At 71.7% G+C, this 19118-nt stretch carries 19 protein-coding genes; 14 read left to right on the top strand and 5 right to left on the bottom strand.

Annotated elements, in window-relative coordinates; all coding sequences use genetic code 11:
* The first annotated feature begins 106 nt into the window (after positions 1-106).
* From ACIBUY_RS38980 to ACIBUY_RS38965, 4 genes are all read left to right on the top strand, one after another.
* The gene (locus ACIBUY_RS38980) at positions 107-1693 is read left to right on the top strand and encodes an MFS transporter (protein ID WP_399155179.1); all 1587 of its coding nucleotides are present in this window, start codon (positions 107-109) and stop codon (positions 1691-1693) included.
* On the top strand, positions 1690-2307 hold the full coding sequence (locus tag ACIBUY_RS38975; protein WP_365571238.1) for a TetR family transcriptional regulator: 618 nt from the start codon (positions 1690-1692) through the stop codon (positions 2305-2307). The genes ACIBUY_RS38980 and ACIBUY_RS38975 overlap by 4 nt, the downstream gene beginning before the upstream one ends.
* Before the next feature lie 89 nt (positions 2308-2396).
* On the top strand, positions 2397-3263 hold the full coding sequence (locus ACIBUY_RS38970; protein ID WP_399155178.1) for an LLM class flavin-dependent oxidoreductase: 867 nt from the start codon (positions 2397-2399) through the stop codon (positions 3261-3263).
* An 18-nt stretch (positions 3264-3281) separates the two neighbouring features.
* Positions 3282-4025 (top strand): leucine-rich repeat domain-containing protein, encoded by a 744-nt coding sequence (locus ACIBUY_RS38965; protein WP_399155177.1) that lies wholly within the window; start codon positions 3282-3284, stop codon positions 4023-4025.
* Here the strand turns inward: ACIBUY_RS38965 and ACIBUY_RS38960 are convergent.
* Positions 4018-4512, bottom strand: a complete 495-nt coding sequence (locus ACIBUY_RS38960) for a DUF664 domain-containing protein (RefSeq protein WP_365571247.1) — start codon at positions 4510-4512, stop codon at positions 4018-4020. The genes ACIBUY_RS38965 and ACIBUY_RS38960 overlap by 8 nt on opposite strands.
* On the bottom strand, positions 4509-5120 hold the full coding sequence (locus ACIBUY_RS38955; protein WP_365571250.1) for a hypothetical protein: 612 nt from the start codon (positions 5118-5120) through the stop codon (positions 4509-4511). Before ACIBUY_RS38955 ends, ACIBUY_RS38960 begins: the two co-directional genes overlap by 4 nt.
* Before the next feature lie 251 nt (positions 5121-5371).
* Between ACIBUY_RS38955 and hemL the strand changes: the two genes are divergently transcribed.
* From hemL to ACIBUY_RS38910, 9 genes are all read left to right on the top strand, one after another.
* Entirely contained in the window at positions 5372-6697 is a 1326-nt protein-coding gene (gene hemL / locus ACIBUY_RS38950) for a glutamate-1-semialdehyde 2,1-aminomutase (RefSeq protein ID WP_365571253.1), read from the top strand.
* Positions 6694-7398, top strand: a complete 705-nt coding sequence (locus tag ACIBUY_RS38945; RefSeq protein WP_365571256.1) for a histidine phosphatase family protein — start codon at positions 6694-6696, stop codon at positions 7396-7398. Before hemL ends, ACIBUY_RS38945 begins: the two co-directional genes overlap by 4 nt.
* Before the next feature lie 171 nt (positions 7399-7569).
* On the top strand, positions 7570-8820 hold the full coding sequence (locus ACIBUY_RS38940; RefSeq protein WP_399155176.1) for a hypothetical protein: 1251 nt from the start codon (positions 7570-7572) through the stop codon (positions 8818-8820).
* 125 nt (positions 8821-8945) lie between these two features.
* On the top strand, positions 8946-9566 hold the full coding sequence (locus ACIBUY_RS38935; protein WP_365571261.1) for a TlpA disulfide reductase family protein: 621 nt from the start codon (positions 8946-8948) through the stop codon (positions 9564-9566).
* A gap of 6 nt (positions 9567-9572) precedes the next feature.
* Positions 9573-10346, top strand: a complete 774-nt coding sequence (locus ACIBUY_RS38930) for a cytochrome c biogenesis CcdA family protein (RefSeq protein ID WP_399155175.1) — start codon at positions 9573-9575, stop codon at positions 10344-10346.
* 2 nt (positions 10347-10348) lie between these two features.
* A complete protein-coding gene (locus ACIBUY_RS38925; RefSeq protein ID WP_365571266.1) occupies positions 10349-12085 on the top strand; it encodes a cytochrome c biogenesis protein ResB in 1737 nt (578 codons plus the stop codon).
* Positions 12082-13179, top strand: coding sequence for a c-type cytochrome biogenesis protein CcsB (ccsB, locus tag ACIBUY_RS38920; RefSeq protein WP_399155174.1), 1098 nt, complete (start codon positions 12082-12084; stop codon positions 13177-13179). The genes ACIBUY_RS38925 and ccsB overlap by 4 nt, the downstream gene beginning before the upstream one ends.
* Positions 13180-13295: 116 nt before the next feature.
* Positions 13296-13922 carry an RNA polymerase sigma factor gene (locus tag ACIBUY_RS38915; RefSeq protein WP_399155173.1) on the top strand — a complete coding sequence of 209 codons (627 nt, stop codon included), beginning with the start codon at positions 13296-13298 and terminating at the stop codon, positions 13920-13922.
* The gene (locus tag ACIBUY_RS38910) at positions 13919-14887 is read left to right on the top strand and encodes a CU044_5270 family protein (RefSeq protein ID WP_399155172.1); all 969 of its coding nucleotides are present in this window, start codon (positions 13919-13921) and stop codon (positions 14885-14887) included. The genes ACIBUY_RS38915 and ACIBUY_RS38910 overlap by 4 nt, the downstream gene beginning before the upstream one ends.
* Here the strand turns inward: ACIBUY_RS38910 and ACIBUY_RS38905 are convergent.
* Positions 14884-15951 (bottom strand): isopenicillin N synthase family dioxygenase, encoded by a 1068-nt coding sequence (locus ACIBUY_RS38905; RefSeq protein WP_399155171.1) that lies wholly within the window; start codon positions 15949-15951, stop codon positions 14884-14886. The genes ACIBUY_RS38910 and ACIBUY_RS38905 overlap by 4 nt on opposite strands.
* 112 nt (positions 15952-16063) lie before the next feature.
* Between ACIBUY_RS38905 and ACIBUY_RS38900 the strand changes: the two genes are divergently transcribed.
* Positions 16064-17338: a PucR family transcriptional regulator gene (locus tag ACIBUY_RS38900; RefSeq protein WP_399155170.1), complete on the top strand. Its 1275-nt coding sequence runs from the start codon at positions 16064-16066 to the stop codon at positions 17336-17338.
* On the opposite strand, the gene ACIBUY_RS38895 is transcribed toward ACIBUY_RS38900, so the two are convergent.
* Both ACIBUY_RS38895 and ACIBUY_RS38890 read right to left on the bottom strand, forming a co-directional pair.
* On the bottom strand, positions 17287-17880 hold the full coding sequence (locus ACIBUY_RS38895; protein ID WP_365571281.1) for a TetR/AcrR family transcriptional regulator: 594 nt from the start codon (positions 17878-17880) through the stop codon (positions 17287-17289). The two genes, ACIBUY_RS38900 and ACIBUY_RS38895, sit on opposite strands and share 52 nt — an antisense overlap.
* 224 nt (positions 17881-18104) lie before the next feature.
* Entirely contained in the window at positions 18105-19073 is a 969-nt protein-coding gene (locus ACIBUY_RS38890) for a zinc-binding dehydrogenase (protein ID WP_365571284.1), read from the bottom strand.
* Between the last annotated feature and the right edge of the window lie 45 nt (positions 19074-19118).

Raw genomic sequence — 19118 nt, 5'->3', positions numbered from 1 at the left:
GCTGGCTAGATATTGACAGTCGACTCTCATTTGGGAGTACTCTGTCAGTACTAGCCCAGCGCGTCGGCCGGAACGGGCCCGCGCGCATCCCTTACGGAGGCCCACCATGAACGGCACCGTGCACGACACCGCGAAAGACGACATCAAAGGCACCCCGCGCCGCTGGTTCGCCCTGGCCGCCCTCACCTTCGCCGTCCTGATCGTCGGCCTCGACGGCACGGTCATCAACGTGGCGCTTCCGACCATGTCCGCCCAGCTCCACGCCAGCGGCTCCCAGCTGCAGTGGATCGGCGGCGGCTATCTGCTCGCCCTGTCCGTCGCGATGCTGCCGGTCGGACGGCTCGGCGACCGGTTCGGACACAAGAAGGTGCTGCTCGGCGGCATCGGCCTCTTCGGCCTCGCCTCGCTGGCCGGCGCCGCCGCCGGATCGCCCGCCGCGGTCATCGCCGCCCGCGCCGTCCTCGGCGTCGGCGCCGCCGTGATCATTCCGCTCTCCATGGCGATCATGCCGCGCCTGTTCAGCAAGGAGGAGCTGCCCAAGGCCGTCGCCGCCTGGACCGCCGCGACCGCGCTCGGCATGCCCGTCGGACCGCTGGTCGGCGGCTGGCTCCTGGACCACTTCTGGTGGGGCTCGGTCTTCCTGTTCAACGTCCCCGTGGTCGTGCTCGCCCTCGTCGCGGGCCTGTGGCTGCTGCCCTCCGACGCCCGGTCGACCGCGCACAAGCTCCCGTTCGACCTCCTCGGCACCGTGCTCGGCGCCGGCGGCATCATCGCCCTCGTCTACGGCACGATCCTCATCCCCACCGACGGCTGGACCTCCCCGGCGGTCCTCGCCTCGCTCATCGGCGCGGCCGCCTTGCTCACCGCGTTCGTCCGGCACGAGCGCCGCACCGCCCACCCCATCGTCGACCTCGGCCTCTTCGCCGACCGCCGGTTCCGCGTGGGCACGCTGATCGCCGTCTTCGTCAACTTCGCCGTCATGGGCATCCTGTTCGTCGCCCCGCAGTACCTGGAGGCCGTCCTCGGCAACGACTCGTTCGGTACGGGACTGCGCATCCTGCCCCTGATCGGCGGCCTGATGGCGGCCGCCACCGTGAGCGAGACCCTCGTGCCCCGGTTCGGCGCCCGCATCGTCATCCCCGCAGGTCTCGCACTCCTCGCGGGCGGCGCCCTGCTCGGCGCGACCACCGCACCCGGCACCGGCTACGGCTTCACCGCGCTGTGGCTCGGCCTGACCGGCCTCGGCTTCGGGCTCGCCGTCGTCCCCGCCACCAGCCTCGTCATGGGCGCCCTGCCCGAGACCGGCACCGGCTCCGGCACCAGCCTCCTCGAGACGGTGCAGCAGCTCGGCGGCACCCTCGGCGTCGCGGGCCTCGGCTCCATCCTCGGCTACGGCTACCTGCAGCGGCTCACCCCGGACGACACGGCGGGGCTGCCCCCGCAGGCCGCCGACGCCGCCCGCGACTCGGTCAGCGGCGCCGACGCGGTCGCCGCCCAGCTGAACCTGCCCGACCTCGCCGGCTCCGCGCACGCCGCGTTCGTCCACGGCATGGACCTGGTTCTCCTGGGCTGCGGCGCCCTCGCCCTGCTCGCCGCGATCGTCGCGGCCGTGGTCCTGCCCCGCAAGGCGACGGTCATCACCTCCACAGAGGTGGCCCGGTCCGTCCCCGAGACCGCAGAATCGCTGGTATGACGACGCGTACGACATCGGCGAAGCCGGCGAAGACCGTGGGCCTGCGCGAGCGCAAGAAGCAGCAGACCCGGCAGCGCATCCGCGAAGAGGCCTACCGCCTCTTCGCGGAGCACGGCTATGAGGCGACGACGGTCGACCAGATCGCCGAGGCCGCCGACATCTCGCCCTCCACCTTCTTCCGGTACTTCCCGTCGAAGGAGGACGTCGTCACCCAGGACGAGTACGACCCCGCGCTCGCCGAGGCGCTGCGGGCCCGCCCCGCGGGCGAACCCATCGTCGACGCGCTGCGCGGCGCCCTGCGGGGCCCGCTCGGCGAGATGCTCGAAGGCGACCGCGACCAGCTGCTCCTTCGCACCCGGATCACCTTCACCGACCCGGTGATCAGGGCCCGTTCGATGGCCGAGCAGGAGCGCAGCGAGCAGGCGATGGCCGAGGTCATCGCGGAGCGCACCGGCCGCGATGCGGCCGACCTGGAGATCAAGTGCGCGGCCGCCTCCGTCATCGCCGTCTTCACCACGCTGATGCGGCACTGGGTGGAGGGCGACGGGAAGGAGGACCTGATGGGGCTCTACGACCGTCATCTGACCTTGCTGGCGCGGGGGTTCGACTTCTGAGCCCCCGCGGCCCGTCCCGTCCGTCGGCTCATTGACGCGCTCCGTCAATCCACTGGCCGCCGACCCCGCCGCCGGGCACGATGACGATCATGCGCTTCTCCGTGAACATTCCGAACTTCGGTGACTTCGCCGACGCCCGCACGGTTGCGAAGACGGCCGTCGCCGCCGAAGAGGCGGGCTGGGACGGCCTGTTGATCTGGGACCACGTCGTGCACGTCAAAGAGGCCCAGCGCGGCAAGCCGTTCGGCGACCCGTGGATGCTGCTCACCGCGGCCGCCCTCGCCACGTCCCGGCTGCGCCTCGGCCCGCTCGTCACCGCCGTGCCTCGCTACCGGCCCGAGCAACTCGCCCGCCAGGTCGCCACGTTGGACGCCCTGAGCGGCGGCCGGGTCGTCTTCGGCGCCGGCCTCGGCGGTCCCGCCGCCGACGAGTACGGCAGCTTCGGCGACACCGTCGACCGGACCGTCCACGCCGAACGCCTCGACGAGGGCCTCGAGTTGCTCGACCGGTACTGGTCCGGCGAGAGCGTCACCCACTCCGGCGCCCACTACCGCGTACACGAGACGCAACTGCTGCCCGCCACCACGCAGCGGCCGCGCCCGCCCGTCTGGATCGGCGGCTTCTGGCCCAACCGGCCGCCCATGCGGCGCGCGGCCCGCTGGGACGGCGCCGCCCCGCTGTTCGCCGACGCCCTGCACGGAGTGCCGCCGCGGCCCGAGCAGCTCGCGGAGGTCGTCGCGTACGTGCAGCAGCACCGGGAGCAGCCCGACGCCCCCTTCGAGATCGTCGTCGGCGGGCTCACCCCGGCGGACAAGTCCCGGGCCCTCGACATCGTCGGGCCGCTCGCCGACGCGGGCGCCACCTGGTGGGACGAGCGGCAGTTGCAGACGGGCGGGTTCATCGACTCGTACGAGGCCGTGCTCCGGCGGATCGAGGCGGGCCCGCCCGCCTGGTGAACCGGCTACCGTGCCCCCATGGGTGGGGATGACGAGCGGCCGGAGTCGCCGCGGGTGTTCAGCAACCGGTTCGCGGACGCGGTCGGGCCCGCGGGGCAGGGGCCCGACCGCGACCGGTGCGACTGCTTCGCCGAGCCGGGACGGCCCGTCGAACTGCACACCGACCGGCAGGACACCTCGGCGCCCGGCTGGTGCCACCTGCTGGAACTGATCGACGAGGCGGCGGCCGACGGCCGGGAGGTCTTCAAGCCGCTCACCGAACTCGACCCGGCCGAACGCCGCCAGATCGTCACGCTGCCGCCGTCCATCGCCAAGCTCACCGCGGTCAAGCACTTCCATCTGTACGGCAGCAACGTCGTCCGCATCCCGCCCGAGATCGGCGCGATGGCCGCCCTGGAGGAGTTCGACCCGTACACCTCCCACCGGCTGCACTGGTTCCCGTACGAGATCACGCGCTGCAGCCGACTCCGGGACAGCACGGTCAGCACGCGGGCCCTGTACGGCAACTTCAAGTTCGTGCCGCCCTATCCGCGCCTGTCCTCGCGGCCGCAGCCGGTGCCCGCGGGGCGGCGCTGCAGCGTCTGCGACGGCGGGCTCGCGGACGGCACGGCGCTGTGGGCGTGGGTGGCGCGGCGGGTGGCCACCGACGTGCTGCCGCTGCTCGTGCAGGCCTGCTCGCCGGAGTGCGTACGGGCCGCCGCGCCGGGCGGGCCGCAGGGCCGCACCCCTGAGGCGCCGCTGCACGGCGGTCGGGTCAGGTGAGGACCAACCAGCGCCGCCCGTCCAGAAGTTCGCGTGCCGCGTCGAGGTGTCCGGCGTGGCACGCGGTCTCCGTGATGACGTGCAGCAGGAGGTCGCGCAGGGTGTGCAGGTGCGGCTCGCCGAAGAGGTCGCGGGGCCACCAAGCCAGGGGAGTGTCCGGCGCCGCGTCCGCGGCGACGGCGTCCGCGCGCTCCGTCTCCGCGCGGTAGCGGGCCAGTACGTCCTCGGCCGGTACGTCCGGGGCGACCTGCCAGGCGTCCTCGATGTCGTCAAGCGACGCGATGACGGCCTCGTCCCCGAGGAGGACCGCCTGGAACCAGAACCGCTCGACGTCGAGCGCCAGATGCTGGACGAGGCCGAGGCAGCTCCAGCCGGACGGCAGTACGGGGCGGCGCAGCGCCTGCTTGTCGAGCCCCTCGATGATGCCCAGGACGTGCCGCCGCTGGCCGTCCAACGCGGCCAGCAGGGCCGCGGTCTCCTGGCTCACGGCCACACCAGGCAGTAGGGCTGATGCCCCGCCTCGTGCAGGCGGTGGCTGAAGTCCTGCCATTCGTGCAGGAGTTGGTACACGTTGAACGCGTCGCGCGGGCCGCCCCGGTCGGGGACCGTGGACCAGATGAACGCCGCGGCGCCGACGGCCTCCTCGCCCACTCCGCGCAGCGGATCGACGACCGTGGTCGGCAGCTTCACGACCGCGTAGTCGGGGTGCAGGACGACGAGTTCGAGCGGGGGCACCTTGTGCAGGGGTATGCCCTGGATGCCGGTGAGGACCATCGCGGCCATCGTCTCCGGCTTGATCTTGGTGAACATGCCGCCCATGCCCAGCTCGTCCCCGCCGAGCTCCTCGGGGCGCATGGAGATCGGAACGCGGGCGGCCGTCGCGCCGTCGGGCGCGCCGAAGTACTTGTACGTCACCCCGCCCACCCGGCCGCCAATCCCGCTGTCCCCACTGTCCGTGCTCTTCGCGGCCCGCTGGATCCGGGCCGTCGACGCCGCAGCCTCATCGGTCCCCTCGCGCCGGTGCTTCCCCCGCCGGGCACGCCGGGGACCCAGACCGTCGGTCCCCTCGCCCAGTCCGCCGCCACCGCGATGCATATCTCCACCCGACTGCTGTTCTCAGGGCGCCACGGCCCTTTTCTAGGCCGCGCGACCGCCGACGCGCAACCCGATCATCGTGTCAGTGACCTCCCCCACGGTCACCCGCCGAAACGTGCGAGTGGCACAACTGCGCGAGTGGTCCGCCCCCGCCGCCGTACAGAAGCCGTACAGCGCTGTGACAGCCAGAGTCTATGGCGCGACGGGTCCGCGCGGAGGGCCCGCAGGAGACGGGCCGTACGCTGAGAGGCATGGCAGAGGCGAACAACACCCCCTATCCCTATGAGGCACCCGTTTCACAGGGGCTCTTCGACCGTGCGGCCGCCGTCACGCCGGGTGGCGTGAACTCCCCGGTGCGCGCGTTCCGCGCCGTGGGCGGTACGCCCCGGTTCATGGTGTCCGGCACCGGTCCGTACCTGACGGACGCCGACGGACGCGAGTACGTCGACCTGGTGTGCTCGTGGGGGCCGATGATCCTCGGCCACTCCCACCCCGAGGTCATCGCGGCCGTGCAGGCGGCCGTCGCGCGCGGTACGTCCTTCGGTACGCCGGGCGAGGGCGAGGTCGCCCTCGCCGAGGAGATCGTCGACCGGATCGCGCCCGTCGACCAGGTCCGGCTCGTCTCCAGCGGTACTGAGGCGACCATGTCCGCGATCCGGCTCGCCCGTGGCTTCACGGGCCGCGCCAAGGTGATCAAGTTCGCCGGGTGCTACCACGGGCACGTCGACGCGCTGCTCGCCGCCGCGGGCTCGGGCGTCGCCACGCTCGGCCTGCCGGACACCCCGGGCGTCACCGGCGCCCAGGCCGGCGACACGATCGTCCTGCCGTACAACGACATCGAGGCGGTGCGCGCCGCGTTCGCCGCGCACCCCGGCGAGATCGCCTGTGTCATCACCGAGGCCTCGCCCGGCAACATGGGCGTCGTCCCGCCGCGCGACGGCTTCAACGCCGGGCTCAAGACGGTCTGCCAGGAGAACGGGGCCCTCTACATCTCCGACGAGGTGATGACCGGCTTCCGTACGTCGAAGGCCGGCTGGTTCGGCGTCGACGGCGTCGTCCCCGACCTGATGACCTTCGGCAAGGTCATGGGCGGCGGCTTCCCGGCCGCGGCGTTCGGCGGCCGCGCCGACGTCATGGCGCACCTCGCCCCGTCGGGCCCCGTCTACCAGGCGGGCACCCTGTCCGGGAACCCGATCGCGACCGCCGCGGGCCTCGCGCAGCTGCGGCTGCTCGACGACGCCGCGTACGCGAAGATCGACGCGGTCAGCGAGCAGCTGCGCGGCCTCGTCAGCGAGGCGCTCACCAAGGAGGGCGTCGCACACGTCGTGCAGAACGCCTCCAACATGTTCTCCGTCTTCTTCACGGAGGACGAGGTGAGCAACTACGACGAGGCGAAGGCGCAGGAGTCCTTCCGCTTCACCCCGTTCTTCCACTCGATGCTGGCGCAGGGCGTCTATCTGCCGCCGTCGTCCTTCGAGTCCTGGTTCGTCTCGACCGCCCACGACGAGCGGGCGGTCGAGCGCATCGCCGCCGCGCTCCCGGCTGCCGCGCGTGCGGCTGCGGAGGCCACGGCATGAGCAACACGTCCCCGACGCCCAAGTCCGACAAGGACATCACCGTCGTCCACCTGATGCGCCACGGCGAGGTGCACAACCCGGAGGGCGTCCTGTACGGGCGGCTGCCCGACTACCACCTCTCCGACCTCGGCCGGCGCATGGCCGACCGGGTCGCCGAGCACCTGTCGACCCGCGACATCACGCACGTCGTGGCCTCCCCGCTGGAGCGGGCGCAGGAGACGGCGACGCCGATCGCCAAGGCGCACGGCCTCGACCTGGACAGCGACGAGCGGCTCATCGAGGCGGACAACGTCTTCCAGGGCAAGACCTTCGGCGTCGGCGACGGCGCGCTGAAGAACCCGGAGAACTGGAAGCACCTCGTCAACCCGTTCAAGCCGTCGTGGGGCGAGCCCTACGTCGAGCAGGTCGTCCGGATGATGGGTGCGCTCGACGCCGCCAAGGACGCGGCGCGCGGCCACGAGGCGGTCTGCGTCAGCCACCAGCTGCCGATCTGGATCGTGCGCTCGTTCGTGGAGAAGCGGCGCCTGTGGCACGACCCGCGCAAGCGGCAGTGCACGCTCGCCTCGCTCACCACGTTCACCTATCTCGGCGACAAGATCGTCTCCGTGGGCTACACCGAGCCCGCCCGCGATCTCGTCCCCGCGCACCTCCTCGCAGGTGCGAAGCCCGTGAAGGGCAAGGACAAGGCGTTCGGCGCCTGACCTGACCCGGCTGTTGGACTTCCCGCGCGGGCCGCCGTCAACCGGCGGTCCGCGCCGTCCCCCGTCAAAACACCGCAAATACATCCGACTTGTCGGAACCCGCGTGTTCGTCGCGCCCTCTAACTGTGTGCCCGCCATGAATGGGTGCACGGTGCGACGAATGGGGACGGTATGCGGGATGTCAGTCGTAGGGGACTTCTCGGTCTGGGTGCCGGGGCGGCGGCCGCGGCGGCGCTCGCCGGGTGCGGATCGGGAGACTCTCCGGCCGTCTCGCCCGGCAAGCAGGGCCAGGGAGGCCACGCGGGCCACCCCGGTGCGCCCAAGCAGCCCGCGGGCAGGCCCATCGGCGACGGCTCGACGTCGTACACCGGCAAGCAGCCGCACCAGCCGGCCGCGCCCGAGCGGCTCGAACCGGGCCAGCAGCCACCGCAGTTCGTGATCTTCTCCTGGGACGGCGCGGGCGAGGTGGGCAACGGCCTGTTCCCCCGCTTCCTGGAGCTCGCCAAGGACCACGGCGCGCACATGACCTTCTTCCTCTCGGGTCTGTACTTGCTGCCCGAGTCGAAGAAGCGGCTCTACCACGGTCCCAACAACCGGGTGGGCGCCTCCGACATCGGCTATCTGACGGACGCGCACATCAAGGAGACGCTCAAGTACACGCGGCAGGCCTGGCTCGACGGGCACGAGATCGGCACGCACTTCAACGGGCACTTCTGCTCCGGCTCCGGCACCGTCGCCAACTGGACGCCCGCGCAGTGGCGCAGCGAGATCGACCAGGCCAAATCCTTCGTCAAGCAGTGGCGCACGAACACGGGCTGGCACGACCTGCCCCCGCTGCCCTTCGACTACGACAAGGAGCTGGTCGGCGGCCGCACGCCCTGTCTGCTCGGGCAGAACAACCTGCTGCCGACGGCCCGCGAGCTCGGCTGGCGCTACGACGCGTCCTCGCCCGGCGGCCGCCAGCGCTGGCCCGACAAGAAGAACGGGGTGTGGGACCTGCCGCTGCAGGCCATCCCGTTCCCCGGGCGCAGCTTCGAGGTCCTGTCGATGGACTACAACATGCTGGCGAACCAGTCGGTCAACTCCACGAAGGCGCCGCCCCACAACTACCCGGCCTGGCGCAAGCAGTCCGCCCAGGCGTACATCCAGGGATTCAAGCGGGCATACGAGACGAACCGGGCACCCTTCTTCGTCGGCAACCACTTCGAGCAGTGGAACGGCGGGATCTACATGGACGCCGTCGAGGAAGCGTTCAAGCACATCGCGGCCACCGCGGACAAGCACAGCGACGTACGCCTCGTCTCCTTCCGGCAGTACGTCGACTGGATGGACGCCCAGGATCCGAAGGTGCTCGCCAAGCTGCGCACCCTCGACGTCGGCCAGCGGCCCGCAGGTGGCTGGAAGCAGTTCCTCGCCGCCTAGTGCCGCCTAGTGCCGCCTAGTGCCGCCTAGTGCCGCTTCGGGTCGCAAACCCCTCCTGATATGGGCTTTTCCGTCCTTGAGGGGGGTGCGGAAGATCCCCTAAACAGACATGCGAAACTTTTCACATGAGTGCCGCCTGCCGCGCCCCCCGCACCTCCGCGACCACGCGCCGCGCCGCCAAGCTGACCGCAGGAGCCGCCGTCGCGGCCCTGGCGCTGACGGCTTGCGGCTCCGGCGGCACCTCCGGGGGCGGCAACAACACGAACTTCGTCACCAACTCCGGCGGCATCGCCACCGTCAAGAAGTCCGAGCGCCATGACGCTCCCGACCTGACGGGCAAGGACCTCGAGGGCAAGCAGCTCAAGCTCGCCGACTACAAGGGCAAGGTCGTCGTCCTCAACGTGTGGGGCTCGTGGTGCCCGCCGTGCCGGGCGGAGGCGCCGAACTTCGTGAAGGTCGACAAGGCCTACGCGGACAAGGACATCCAGTTCCTCGGCATCAACACCCGCGACGGCAGCACCAGCCCCGCCAAGGAGTTCGAGAAGGACTTCGGCGTCACGTACCCGAGCTACTACGACCCGACGGGCAAGCTGCTGCTGCAGTTCGCGAAGGGCACGCTCAACCCGCAGGCCATCCCGTCCACGCTCGTGGTGGACCGGGACGGCAAGATCGCGGCGCGCTCCCTGAAGGCACTCAGCGAGAAGAGCCTGCGCGGGATCATCGACCCGGTCCTCGCGGAGAAGTGAGCGACGGTGCCCCCCACACTCGTCACCCTCGCCTCTGACGGAATAGAGGGCACCGTGTTCAACGGTGCGCTGATCCTGGCCATCCCGATCGCCGTGCTCGGCGGTCTGGTCTCCTTCTTCTCGCCGTGCGTGCTGCCCCTCGTCCCCGGCTACCTCTCCTACGTCACCGGTGTCACCGGCACGGACCTGATGGAGCGGCGCCGCGGCCGGATGGCGGCCGGTGCCGGCCTGTTCGTCCTCGGGTTCACCGCCGTGTTCGTCTCCGGCGGCGCGCTGTTCGGCTACTTCGGGACCACGCTGCAGGAGCACCAGAGCACCCTGACCAAGGTGCTCGGCGTGCTCATGGTCCTCATGGGGATCTTCTTCATGGGGCTGATGCCCTGGATGACCCAGCGCGAGTTCCGCTTCCACAAGAAGCCCGCCGCGGGACTGGTCGGGGCGCCGCTGCTCGGTGCGCTGTTCGGCATCGGCTGGACGCCGTGCATCGGCCCGACCCTCGGCTCCGTGCTGAGCCTCTCCTCGACCCAGGGCGGAGCCGGACGAGGCGCGATACTGACGGTCGCCTACTGCCTCGGCCTCGGTGTCCCCTTCGTGCTCACCGCGATCGCCTTCCGCAAGGCGCTCGGCGCGTTCACCTGGGTCAAGCAGCACTACACGTGGGTGATGCGCATCGGCGGCATCATGATGATCCTGACCGGGGCCCTCCTGCTCACAGGTGTCTGGGACACCCTCGTGCGGCAGATGCAGACCTGGTCGACCGGCTTCCAGGTGGGAATCTGACCATGAGCAAGACGAACGCCCCCGAGGAGCTGGACTCCACCGAGCAGGCGGCCGGGGCTCAGCTGAGCACCGCCCCCGAGGAGGACCGCGGCCCCACCCTGCCCAAGCTCGGGGTCATCGGCTGGGTCCGCTGGTTCTGGCGGCAGCTCACGTCCATGCGGGTCGCCCTGATCCTGCTGTTCCTGCTGTCGCTCGGCGCCATCCCCGGCTCGCTGATCCCGCAGTCCGGCACGGACCCGCTCAAGGTCGAGGACTTCCGCAAGCGGCACGACACGCTCGCGCCGCTCTACGACAAGCTCGGTCTCTTCCACGTCTACGGCTCGGTGTGGTTCTCCGCGATCTACATCCTGCTGTTCGTCTCGCTCATCGGCTGCATCGTGCCCCGCACCTGGCAGTTCGTCGGCCAGCTGCGCGGCCGTCCGCCGGGCGCCCCCAAGCGCCTGACGCGCCTGCCCGCGTACGCGACCTGGCGCACCGAGGCCGACCCCGAGCAGGTGCGCACCGCCGCGCTCGCGACGCTGAAGAAGCGCCGCTACCGCGCGCACGTCGCCGGGGACGCGGTCGCCGCCGAGAAGGGCTATCTGCGCGAGGTCGGCAACCTGGCCTTCCACATGGCGCTGATCGTGATGCTGATCGCCTTCGCCTGGGGGCAGCTCTTCAAGTTCGAAGGGGGCAAGCTCGTCGTCGAGGGCGACGGCTTCGCCAATACGCTCACGCAGTACGACGACTTCAAGTCCGGCAACCTCTTCGACAGCGACCGCGACCTGTCGCCGTTCAGCTTCACGCTCGACAAGTTCACCGCGACGTACGCGCGCACCGGGCCCGAGAAGGGCACCCCGCGCACCTTCCGCGCCGACGTCACCTACAGCAAGGGCGCCGACGGCCAGGAGAAGAAGACCTCCATCGAGTCCAACCACCCGCTGGACATCGACGGCACCAAGATCTTCCTCAACGGGCACGGCTACGCCGTCAACGTCACCGTCCGCGACGGCAAGGGCAAGGTCGTCTCGCAGCAGGCCGTGCCGATGCTGCCGATCGACTCCAACATCTCGTCGCAGGGCGCGATCAAGGTGATGGACGGCTACCGCAACGCCAAGGGCGTGAAGGAACAGCTCGGCTTCAGCGCCTGGTTCGTGCCGACCTTCGCGGGCGCGGGCAAGGGCACGATGTTCTCCCAGTTCCCCGCGCTCGACTTCCCCGTGCTCGCGCTCAACGCGACGCACGGCGACCTGGGCGTGAACGCGGGCCTGCCGCAGAACGTGTACCAACTGGACACCTCCCACATGAAGGCGTTCAAGGACGCCAACGGCAAGGACCTCAAGACCCGCCTGCTGCCCGGCGAGACGATGAAGCTGCCGAACGGGGCGGGCTCCATCACCTTCGACAAGCACATCAGCGAGTGGGTCACCTTCCAGATCTCCCACCAGCCCGGTGACACCTGGGCGCTCGGCGGTGCCGTCGCCGCGATCTTCGGTCTGGCCGGCTCCCTGTTCATCCAGCGCCGCCGCGTCTGGGTGCGCGCCGCCGAGGGCCCCGACGGGGTCACCGTCGTCGAGATCGCGGGCCTCGGCCGCAGCGAGTCCGCGAAGCTCCCCGAAGAACTGGGCCGCCTGGTCGACCAGTTGCACCTCCAGGCGCCCAGCGCCCCAGAAACCCCCGAGTCCTCAGAGTCCTCCGGGACCTCCGGGACCTCCGAACCACCCACAGCCGTACCTGCCGCCGAAGGGGCTGAGAAGTGAATCTCGCCGCCGCAACCAACGAGAACCTGGCGCACACCAGCAACGTCCTCATCTACTCGTCCATGGCCGTGTACCTGCTGGCGTTCTTCGCGAACATGGCCGAGTGGATCTTCGGCAGCCGCAGCAAGGTCGGCCGCACCGCCGCCGCCCTCACCGGCAAGGGCGAGCAGGCCGAGGCCGCCGCAGCCTCCTCGGTGAAGATCCAGGTCAAGCAGAAGAACGGCAGCACCGCCGTACTGGACCGGCCCAAGGTCGTCACTCGTGCCGTCGCGGGCGCCCGCGACGTGCCGGACGGGCCCGGGGCCTCCGGCGGTGACGAGCAGGGCGACCTCTACGGACGTATCGCCATCTCGCTGACCGTCCTCGCCTTCCTCATCGAGCTCGCCGGTGTCCTCACGCGTGCGCTGTCCGTGCAGCGCGCGCCCTGGGGCAACATGTACGAGTTCAACATCACCTTCTCCACCGTCGCCGTCGGTGTCTTCCTCGTCCTGCTCGCGCTGAAGAAGAACGTCCGCTGGCTCGGCCTCCCCCTGGTCACCACGGTCCTCCTCGACCTCGGCCTCGCTGTCACTGTCTTGTACACCGCCAGTGACCAGTTGGTTCCCGCTCTTCACTCGTACTGGCTGTACATCCACGTCTCGACGGCGATCTTCTGCGGCGCGGTCTTCTACGTGGGCGCGGTCGGCACGATCCTGTACCTCTTCAAGGACTCGTACGAGAACAAGCTGGCCAACGGCGGTCAGCCCGGCAAGTTCGCCACCTCCGTCATGGAGCGGCTGCCCGCCTCGCAGTCCCTGGACAAGTTCTCCTACCGGGTGAACGCGGCGGTCTTCCCGCTGTGGACGTTCACGATCATCGCGGGCGCCATCTGGGCCGGCGACGCCTGGGGCCGCTACTGGGGCTGGGACCCCAAGGAGACCTGGTCGTTCATCACCTGGGTCGCGTATGCCTGTTACCTGCACGCCCGGGCGACCGCGGGCTGGAAGGGCCGCAAGGCCGCCTACCTGGCGCTGATCGCCTTCGGCTGCTGGATCTTTAACTACTACGGAGTCAATATCTTCGTGACCGGCAAGCACTCCTACGCCGGGGTCTGAGACACCGAAAAGGAACCTCAGCACACCGAAGAGACACCGACTGCCGTACCACCAAGGCCGGTTCCTGTGACGCACGTCACGGGAACCGGCCTTCGTCGTACGGACAGGTGAAGGGTGTGGAGGCGAACCAGGGGGACGGGCACGCGCTGCGGGCGCGGGTCAGGGACGGTGACGCGGTCGCGTTCGCCGAGCTCTTCGACGCGTACGCACGCGCCGTCTACAACCACGCCTTCCGCCTGACCGGCGACTGGTCGGCCGCCGAGGACGTCGTCTCGCTGACGTTCCTGGAGGCGTGGCGGCTGCGCGCACGGACCGACCCGGACGGTGGCTCGCTGCGCCCGTGGCTGCTCGGCATCGCCACGAACGTCACCCGCAACACACGGCGCGCGGCCCGCCGCCACGCCGCCGCCCTGGCCCGCCTCGCGCCGCCCGAGCCCGTGTGCGACATCGCCGGGGACGTCGCGGGCCGCCTCGACGACGCCGCGTACCTGCGGGCCGTCCGCGTCGCCGTCGACCGGCTGCGCCGCCCCGACCGCGAGGTGCTCGCCCTGTGCGCCTGGGGCGGCCTCGACTACGCGGCCGCCGCCGAGGCGCTCGGCATCCCCGTCGGCACCGTGCGCTCGCGCCTGTCGCGGGCCCGCGCCCGGCTCGCCGCGGAACTCGCCGCCGGGCGCGGACAGGTGAAGGGCGACGCGCCGTACGCGGCCGGGCCCGCCCCGGCTCCCAAGGAGGGACGCACGTGAGCGACATCCCGCAGGCCCCCGAACGCGACCTCCCGCCGGGCCGCCAACACGCCCGCAAGGAGCACCTGTTGCGCGAGATCCGGCCCCGGCAGGAGGAGGCCCGCCGTAGGCCCTGGCTGCGCCCCGCCGTGCTGACCCCCGTCGCGGCCGCCGCCCTGTCCGTCGCCGTCGTGGTCGGCCTTGCCGTGACCCGGGACGGCGGGCGGCTTGAGCAGGCGCCGGTCCCGGCGAGCAGCGCGAGCGAGAAGCCCGCGGGGGAGTTCCTGCGGAGCCTGTCCCGGTTCTCCGCGACGCAGAAGCCGTACGCCGTCAAGGACAGCGCGTGGATCTACACCGAACTCAAGGAGTACCACTGGAAGATGGACCCTGCTCGCCGCGTCGCGGGCTGCGCCGCCACCGACGAGTCCTCTCCGTACGGCGATCAGGCGTGGTGGGAGTCCGTGGACGGCAGGAGCCAGAGCATCGCGCAGGACGCGGGGAGCGCCCCCTCCACCGCGAACGACCGGGCCGCGGGTTCGGGACTGCCGCTCTCCTTCCGGGCCACGCAGCAGTTGCCGACCGACGCGGACGGCATGTACCGGTGGCTGACCGGTGCGAGCGGCGGCGGGACGGGCAGCGAGCGCGACGGCTTCGACAAGGCCGCCCGGCTCCTGGACGCCGAACTCCTCGTGCCGAAGGTCGAGGGCGCGGTGTACGCGGCGCTCGCCCGCTTCGACGGGGTCACCCTCGTCGACACGGTCCACGACGTCGCGGGGCGCCCCGGAGTCGGTGTGGCGATGGGGACGTCCGGCGGTGACCGCGAGGTCCTCGTCTTCGACAAGGCGGACCGCAGGTTCCTCGGGGAGAGCCTGCTCGACGGTTCCCCCCGCAAGGACGCGTGCGACGCGACCGGCGTGGGCGACGCCCTGCGCGGCACGGCGATCCTCGAGCGCGCCGTCGTCGACCACTCGGGCGACACGCCCTAGGAGGTCTCCGCGCCCTGGGGCACGGTGATCGCGTCCAGCTTCCCCCGCAGATAGACGTGCGAGTCGACGGGTTCGTACGCGACCCTGCCCTTCGGTGCGGGCAGCGGCGTGACCGTCGTACGCGGGTCGCACTCGTAGAAGTAGACGAGCGACATCAGTTCCTCGGTGGGTGCGTCCGCCGGGGGCGGCAGGACCCGGTGGCGGCCCGAGCGCCAGCGGTCGCCGGTCCAACGGGCCATCAGGTCACCGATGTTGATGGTGAACGCCTCCGGGTCGAACGGCGCGTCCTCCCAGCCGCCGCCCCCTTCCTTCGGGTCGGTGAAGACCTGCAGGCCGCCCTTGCCCGCCTGCCGGTCGAGGACGGTGACCGTCCCGAAGTCGGTGTGCGGGCCGATGCGGAACTGGCCCGGCTCCGGCTCGCCGACGACCTCCGTTCCCGGGTACCAGTTGATGTTGAAGCCCCACGTGGGGTGCGCGGTGTGGCGGGTGAAGAAGTCGGCGGGTTCGTTCAGGGCCACCGCGAGGAGTTCCAGCAACTGGTCGGAGAGCGCCTGCATGTGGGCGAGGTACGTCTCCACGAGCTCGCGCAGCTCGGGTGATTCGGCGGGGAAGACGTTCTGCCCCGACCACTCGGCGTGCACCGCCGGGTCGTCGAACGCCGTGGCGGTGGCGAAGGAGAGGGACTCCTTCAGGTCGGGCGGCGTCTCGGTGCCCTCCGCGTACCCGTTGGCCTCGGCGCCGGGGCCGAGCCAGCCGCGGCCGCCCACCTGCACCGCGTACGGCTCCTTCACGGACGGCGGCTGCCGGAAGAAGGCGCGGGCCGCGTCCCTGATCCCGGTCCGCAGCGCCGGGTCCACGCCGTGGCCCGTGACCAGCAGGAACCCGGCGGTCTGCAGCGCCGAGTCGACGGCCCCGGCGATCTCGGCGCGGGCCACCGGGTCGCCGGACAGCCACGGCCGCAGGTCGATGGTGGGGATGCGCGGCGTGCCGGGGGCCGCGGCAGCCGAGGAGGGGGCGGAGGGGGCGGAGGGAGCGGAGGGGGAGGGGCCGGGGGAGGAGGTCATGCGTCCACTCTCGGGCCGAGGAAACACCGGGGCAACGTGCGCACCGTACTCTCCGGGCAGCCCGCACCCCGACGGAATGTCCGCCGCGCCGGACAGGCCCCAAGGAGGCTCTGTGTCTGCGCTCACGCTCCGCGAGATCCTGGCCCTCGACGTCGTCGGCGATGCCTCGCCCGAACTCCTCGCGGGGGAAGGTGCGTTGGACGGTCCCGTGCGCTGGGTGCACTCCAGTGAGGTGTACGAGGGGGCGAACTTCCTGGACGGCGGGGAGCTGCTCCTCACCAACGGGTTCGCGTTCCTGGGGGCCGACGAGGGGGCGCTGCGCCGGTACGTACGGGAGTTGACGGCCCGGGGCGCGGCAGGTCTGGCCGTCGAGGTGGGCCGGTCCCTGGAGCGGATGCCTGCCGAAGTGGTCGACAGTGCCCGGGAGTTGGGGTTTCCGCTGGTGGCGCTGCGGCGCGTCGTGCCGTTCGTGCGGATCGCGGAGGCGGCCAACCGGGCGATCGTGACCCACGGCCTGACCTCCCCGGCGGCCGCGACGCTCCGGGCCGCCGACCACGGCGCCGCGCTCCTCGCCGACCTTGCGGGCCGGGCCGCCCTCAACCAGCCCGCGGTGGCGGCCCGTTCGGCACTGGCCGGGTTCCGTCCGGGCCCCGGCGCACGTCTCGTCGGGGTCTGCGTGCACGGCCCGCGCGGTGCGGCGCTCGCGGCGGTGGACCGGGTCGCGGGCCGCACCGCCCTGCGCGCGGCGTTCCCCGGCGACGTCCTCGCCCTGGTCGTGCCGCCGCCGGGACGCGACGCCGTACGGGCGGTGCGGGACGCCTTCCTGGCGACTGCCGTGCCGTCGTCGCCCGGCCTCACCGTCGCCGTCGGCCATGCGGTGGGCGCGGGCGACGGCTGGCTGCGGTGGAGCGAGACCCTGCGCGCCGCCCGTACGACACTGGACCTCGCCCTGACCGTGCCGCCGGCCGAACCGCCGTACGGGGAAGGGCCGTTGGTGACGTCGGCGCGGGCCCTCGCCCTGGAGCGGGAGCTGACGCGCGGCGGCGTCGAGGCCAACCGGGAGCGTCTGACCCGGCTCGTCGGCGACACCCTCGGCCCGCTCCTGGCCTGGGAGGCCACGCACGGCAGCGACCTCGTGCACACCCTGGAGGTGCATCTGCGGCACGGCTGCAGCCCCACGCGCACCGCCGCGCTCCTGCACATCGGCCGGCAGTCGCTCTACCAGCGCCTGGAGCGGATCGAGTCGCTGCTCGGGGTCGAGGTCGGCGACCCGGACCTGCTCGGGGGCCTGCTCACCGCGGCCTGCGCCCAGCGGATCGTGCGGGCCGGGCCCGCTCAGGCGGCGACGGAGCGCCAGATCCTCTCGGGCAGGACCCGTGCGGCCTGATCGAGGTCGATGTCACGGACCCCGGCGAGCCAGCTGCGGGCGACTGCGATGACCGGGCCGAGGATCATCGACTCGAGCAACGGCTCGGGCAGCGCGGCCAGTTCACCGGAGGCGACGTGGTGCCTGAGCCAGCCGGTCAGCGGTGAGAGCCGGGCCTCCTGCGCGTCCCGCAACTGCTGTGCCTGCGCCATCGTCAGCCGGTCGGCGCGCGAGGAGTGCAGCAGCCGGGCCGCGTCCGGGTGCTCCGTGATGAACGCCAGATACGCCCGGGTGAGCGCACGGATGCCGGCGCAGGCGGTGCGGGCGGGCGCCAGGCACGGGCCCAACTCGCCCAGCAGGCGGCCGAGCCAGCGCATCAGCAACTCGTTCATCAGCCCGTCCACGCTGCCGAAGTGGTGGTACAGGCTGCCCGGACTGGCCCCGCTCGCCTGCGTCAGGGCGTGGACGGTGACACCCTGCTCGCCGGTGTCGGCGTACACGCGCAGGGCGGCGTCGAGGAGGCGGTCGGAGGTCTCCGCGCCGCGTTGCTGCTTGGGGCTCAAGGTGACTGCCCGTCTGGAACCGGGCGCAGAACGCCTGCTTCCGTTCGTGGTTTCCGCAGTGAATTTCTGGAGTGGATTTCTAGAAAAGTACTCCAGTTCCGCACTGCGGGGCGTCACACTGATCATTCCGGCCCGGGCCGAGCGGCACGGGGGACCGCTCGCCGGCCGGCCGGACTCGCGGCCGCGGGGGAGGGGGATGCCTCCGCGGCCGGGGGTTTTGGCGGTTACTCCGCCACCCGCAGCAGCAGCTTGCCCGTGCTGGTGCGCGACTCGATCGCCCGGTGCGCCTCGGCCGCGTCCGACAGGGCGAACTCGCCCGTGACCGGCAGCTCGATCCCCGGTACGGCGAAGGCCCGCTCGGCCAGCGCCCGCAGCTCCCGGGGCGCGGTCCTCGCCAGCGTGAGGATGGAGAAGCCGCCCACCGAGAGCGCCGTCGGATACAGCTCGGGCTGGCCCACCTGCCAGGCCGGGGCCGACGAGGCGTTGCCGAAGGAGACGAGCCGGCCGAACACCGTGAGCGCGCCGAGCGTCTCGCGCAGGACCTCGCCGCCGACCGGGTCGAGGGCGAGGTCCACGCCGCGGCCGCCGGTCAACTCCCGTACGGCAGAGCCGAATCCGTCCGTCAGGACCACGTCGTCGTAGCCGTACTTGCGCGCGTACTCCGCCTTGGCCGCGCTCGACACGACCCCGATGACGCGTCCCGCACCGGCGGCCCGTGCCAACTGCCCGGCCACCGTGCCGACTCCGCCCGCCGCGCCCTGGACCAGCACGCTCTCACCGGCTTGCAGCCGCCCCACCGAGTGCAGCAGCGCGTACGCCGTCGGCAGCACGGTCGGCAGTGTCGCGGCGGTACGCAGGGTGAGCCCGGCGGGCAGCGGGAAGACCGTGACGGCGTCGGCCACGACGACCTCCGCGTACGCCCCGCCCTCGGTGAGCGCGGCCACTTCCTGGCCGACGGCGAAGCCCTCGACTCCCGCTCCCAGGGCGCGAATGCGGCCCGACACCTCCAGGCCGGGGACGAAGGGGAGCGCGGTCACCCGGTATCCCTCGGAGCGCGCCTTGAGGTCGGCGAAGTTCACCCCGACGTACGCGACGTCGATCGCCACCTGCCCGGGCCCCGGCTCGGGGACCTCGACGTCCACCGTCGCCAGGACCTCGGGACCGCCGTACTCGCCGAATCGCACCGCACGCATGGCGCACACCTCCACAGACGCGAGTGTTCGCTGTGGAGCGAACAC

The sequence above is a fragment of the Streptomyces sp. NPDC050085 genome, assembly GCF_044460595.1.
Taxonomy (GTDB): Bacteria; Actinomycetota; Actinomycetes; order Streptomycetales; family Streptomycetaceae; genus Streptomyces.
Note: the sequence above shows the minus strand (reverse complement) of the source record. Positions and strands in the feature narration are given on the sequence as shown.

Bases quoted from the DNA above. Each gene is read 5' to 3' on its own strand.
- ACIBUY_RS38965 (WP_399155177.1), top strand. From the start codon at position 3,282: ATGGGTGGGGATGACGAGCGGCCGGAGTCGCCGCGGGTGTTCAGCAAC.
- ACIBUY_RS38905 (WP_399155171.1), bottom strand. From the start codon at position 15,951: ATGACCTCCTCCCCCGGCCCCTCCCCCTCCGCTCCCTCCGCCCCCTCC.
- ACIBUY_RS38940 (WP_399155176.1), top strand. From the start codon at position 7,570: ATGCGGGATGTCAGTCGTAGGGGACTTCTCGGTCTGGGTGCCGGGGCG.
- ACIBUY_RS38925 (WP_365571266.1), top strand. From the start codon at position 10,349: ATGAGCAAGACGAACGCCCCCGAGGAGCTGGACTCCACCGAGCAGGCG.
- hemL (WP_365571253.1), top strand. From the start codon at position 5,372: ATGGCAGAGGCGAACAACACCCCCTATCCCTATGAGGCACCCGTTTCA.
- ACIBUY_RS38935 (WP_365571261.1), top strand. From the start codon at position 8,946: ATGAGTGCCGCCTGCCGCGCCCCCCGCACCTCCGCGACCACGCGCCGC.
- ACIBUY_RS38945 (WP_365571256.1), top strand. From the start codon at position 6,694: ATGAGCAACACGTCCCCGACGCCCAAGTCCGACAAGGACATCACCGTC.
- ACIBUY_RS38890 (WP_365571284.1), bottom strand. From the start codon at position 19,073: ATGCGTGCGGTGCGATTCGGCGAGTACGGCGGTCCCGAGGTCCTGGCG.
- ACIBUY_RS38975 (WP_365571238.1), top strand. From the start codon at position 1,690: ATGACGACGCGTACGACATCGGCGAAGCCGGCGAAGACCGTGGGCCTG.
- ACIBUY_RS38970 (WP_399155178.1), top strand. From the start codon at position 2,397: ATGCGCTTCTCCGTGAACATTCCGAACTTCGGTGACTTCGCCGACGCC.
- ACIBUY_RS38955 (WP_365571250.1), bottom strand. From the start codon at position 5,120: ATGCATCGCGGTGGCGGCGGACTGGGCGAGGGGACCGACGGTCTGGGT.
- ACIBUY_RS38980 (WP_399155179.1), top strand. From the start codon at position 107: ATGAACGGCACCGTGCACGACACCGCGAAAGACGACATCAAAGGCACC.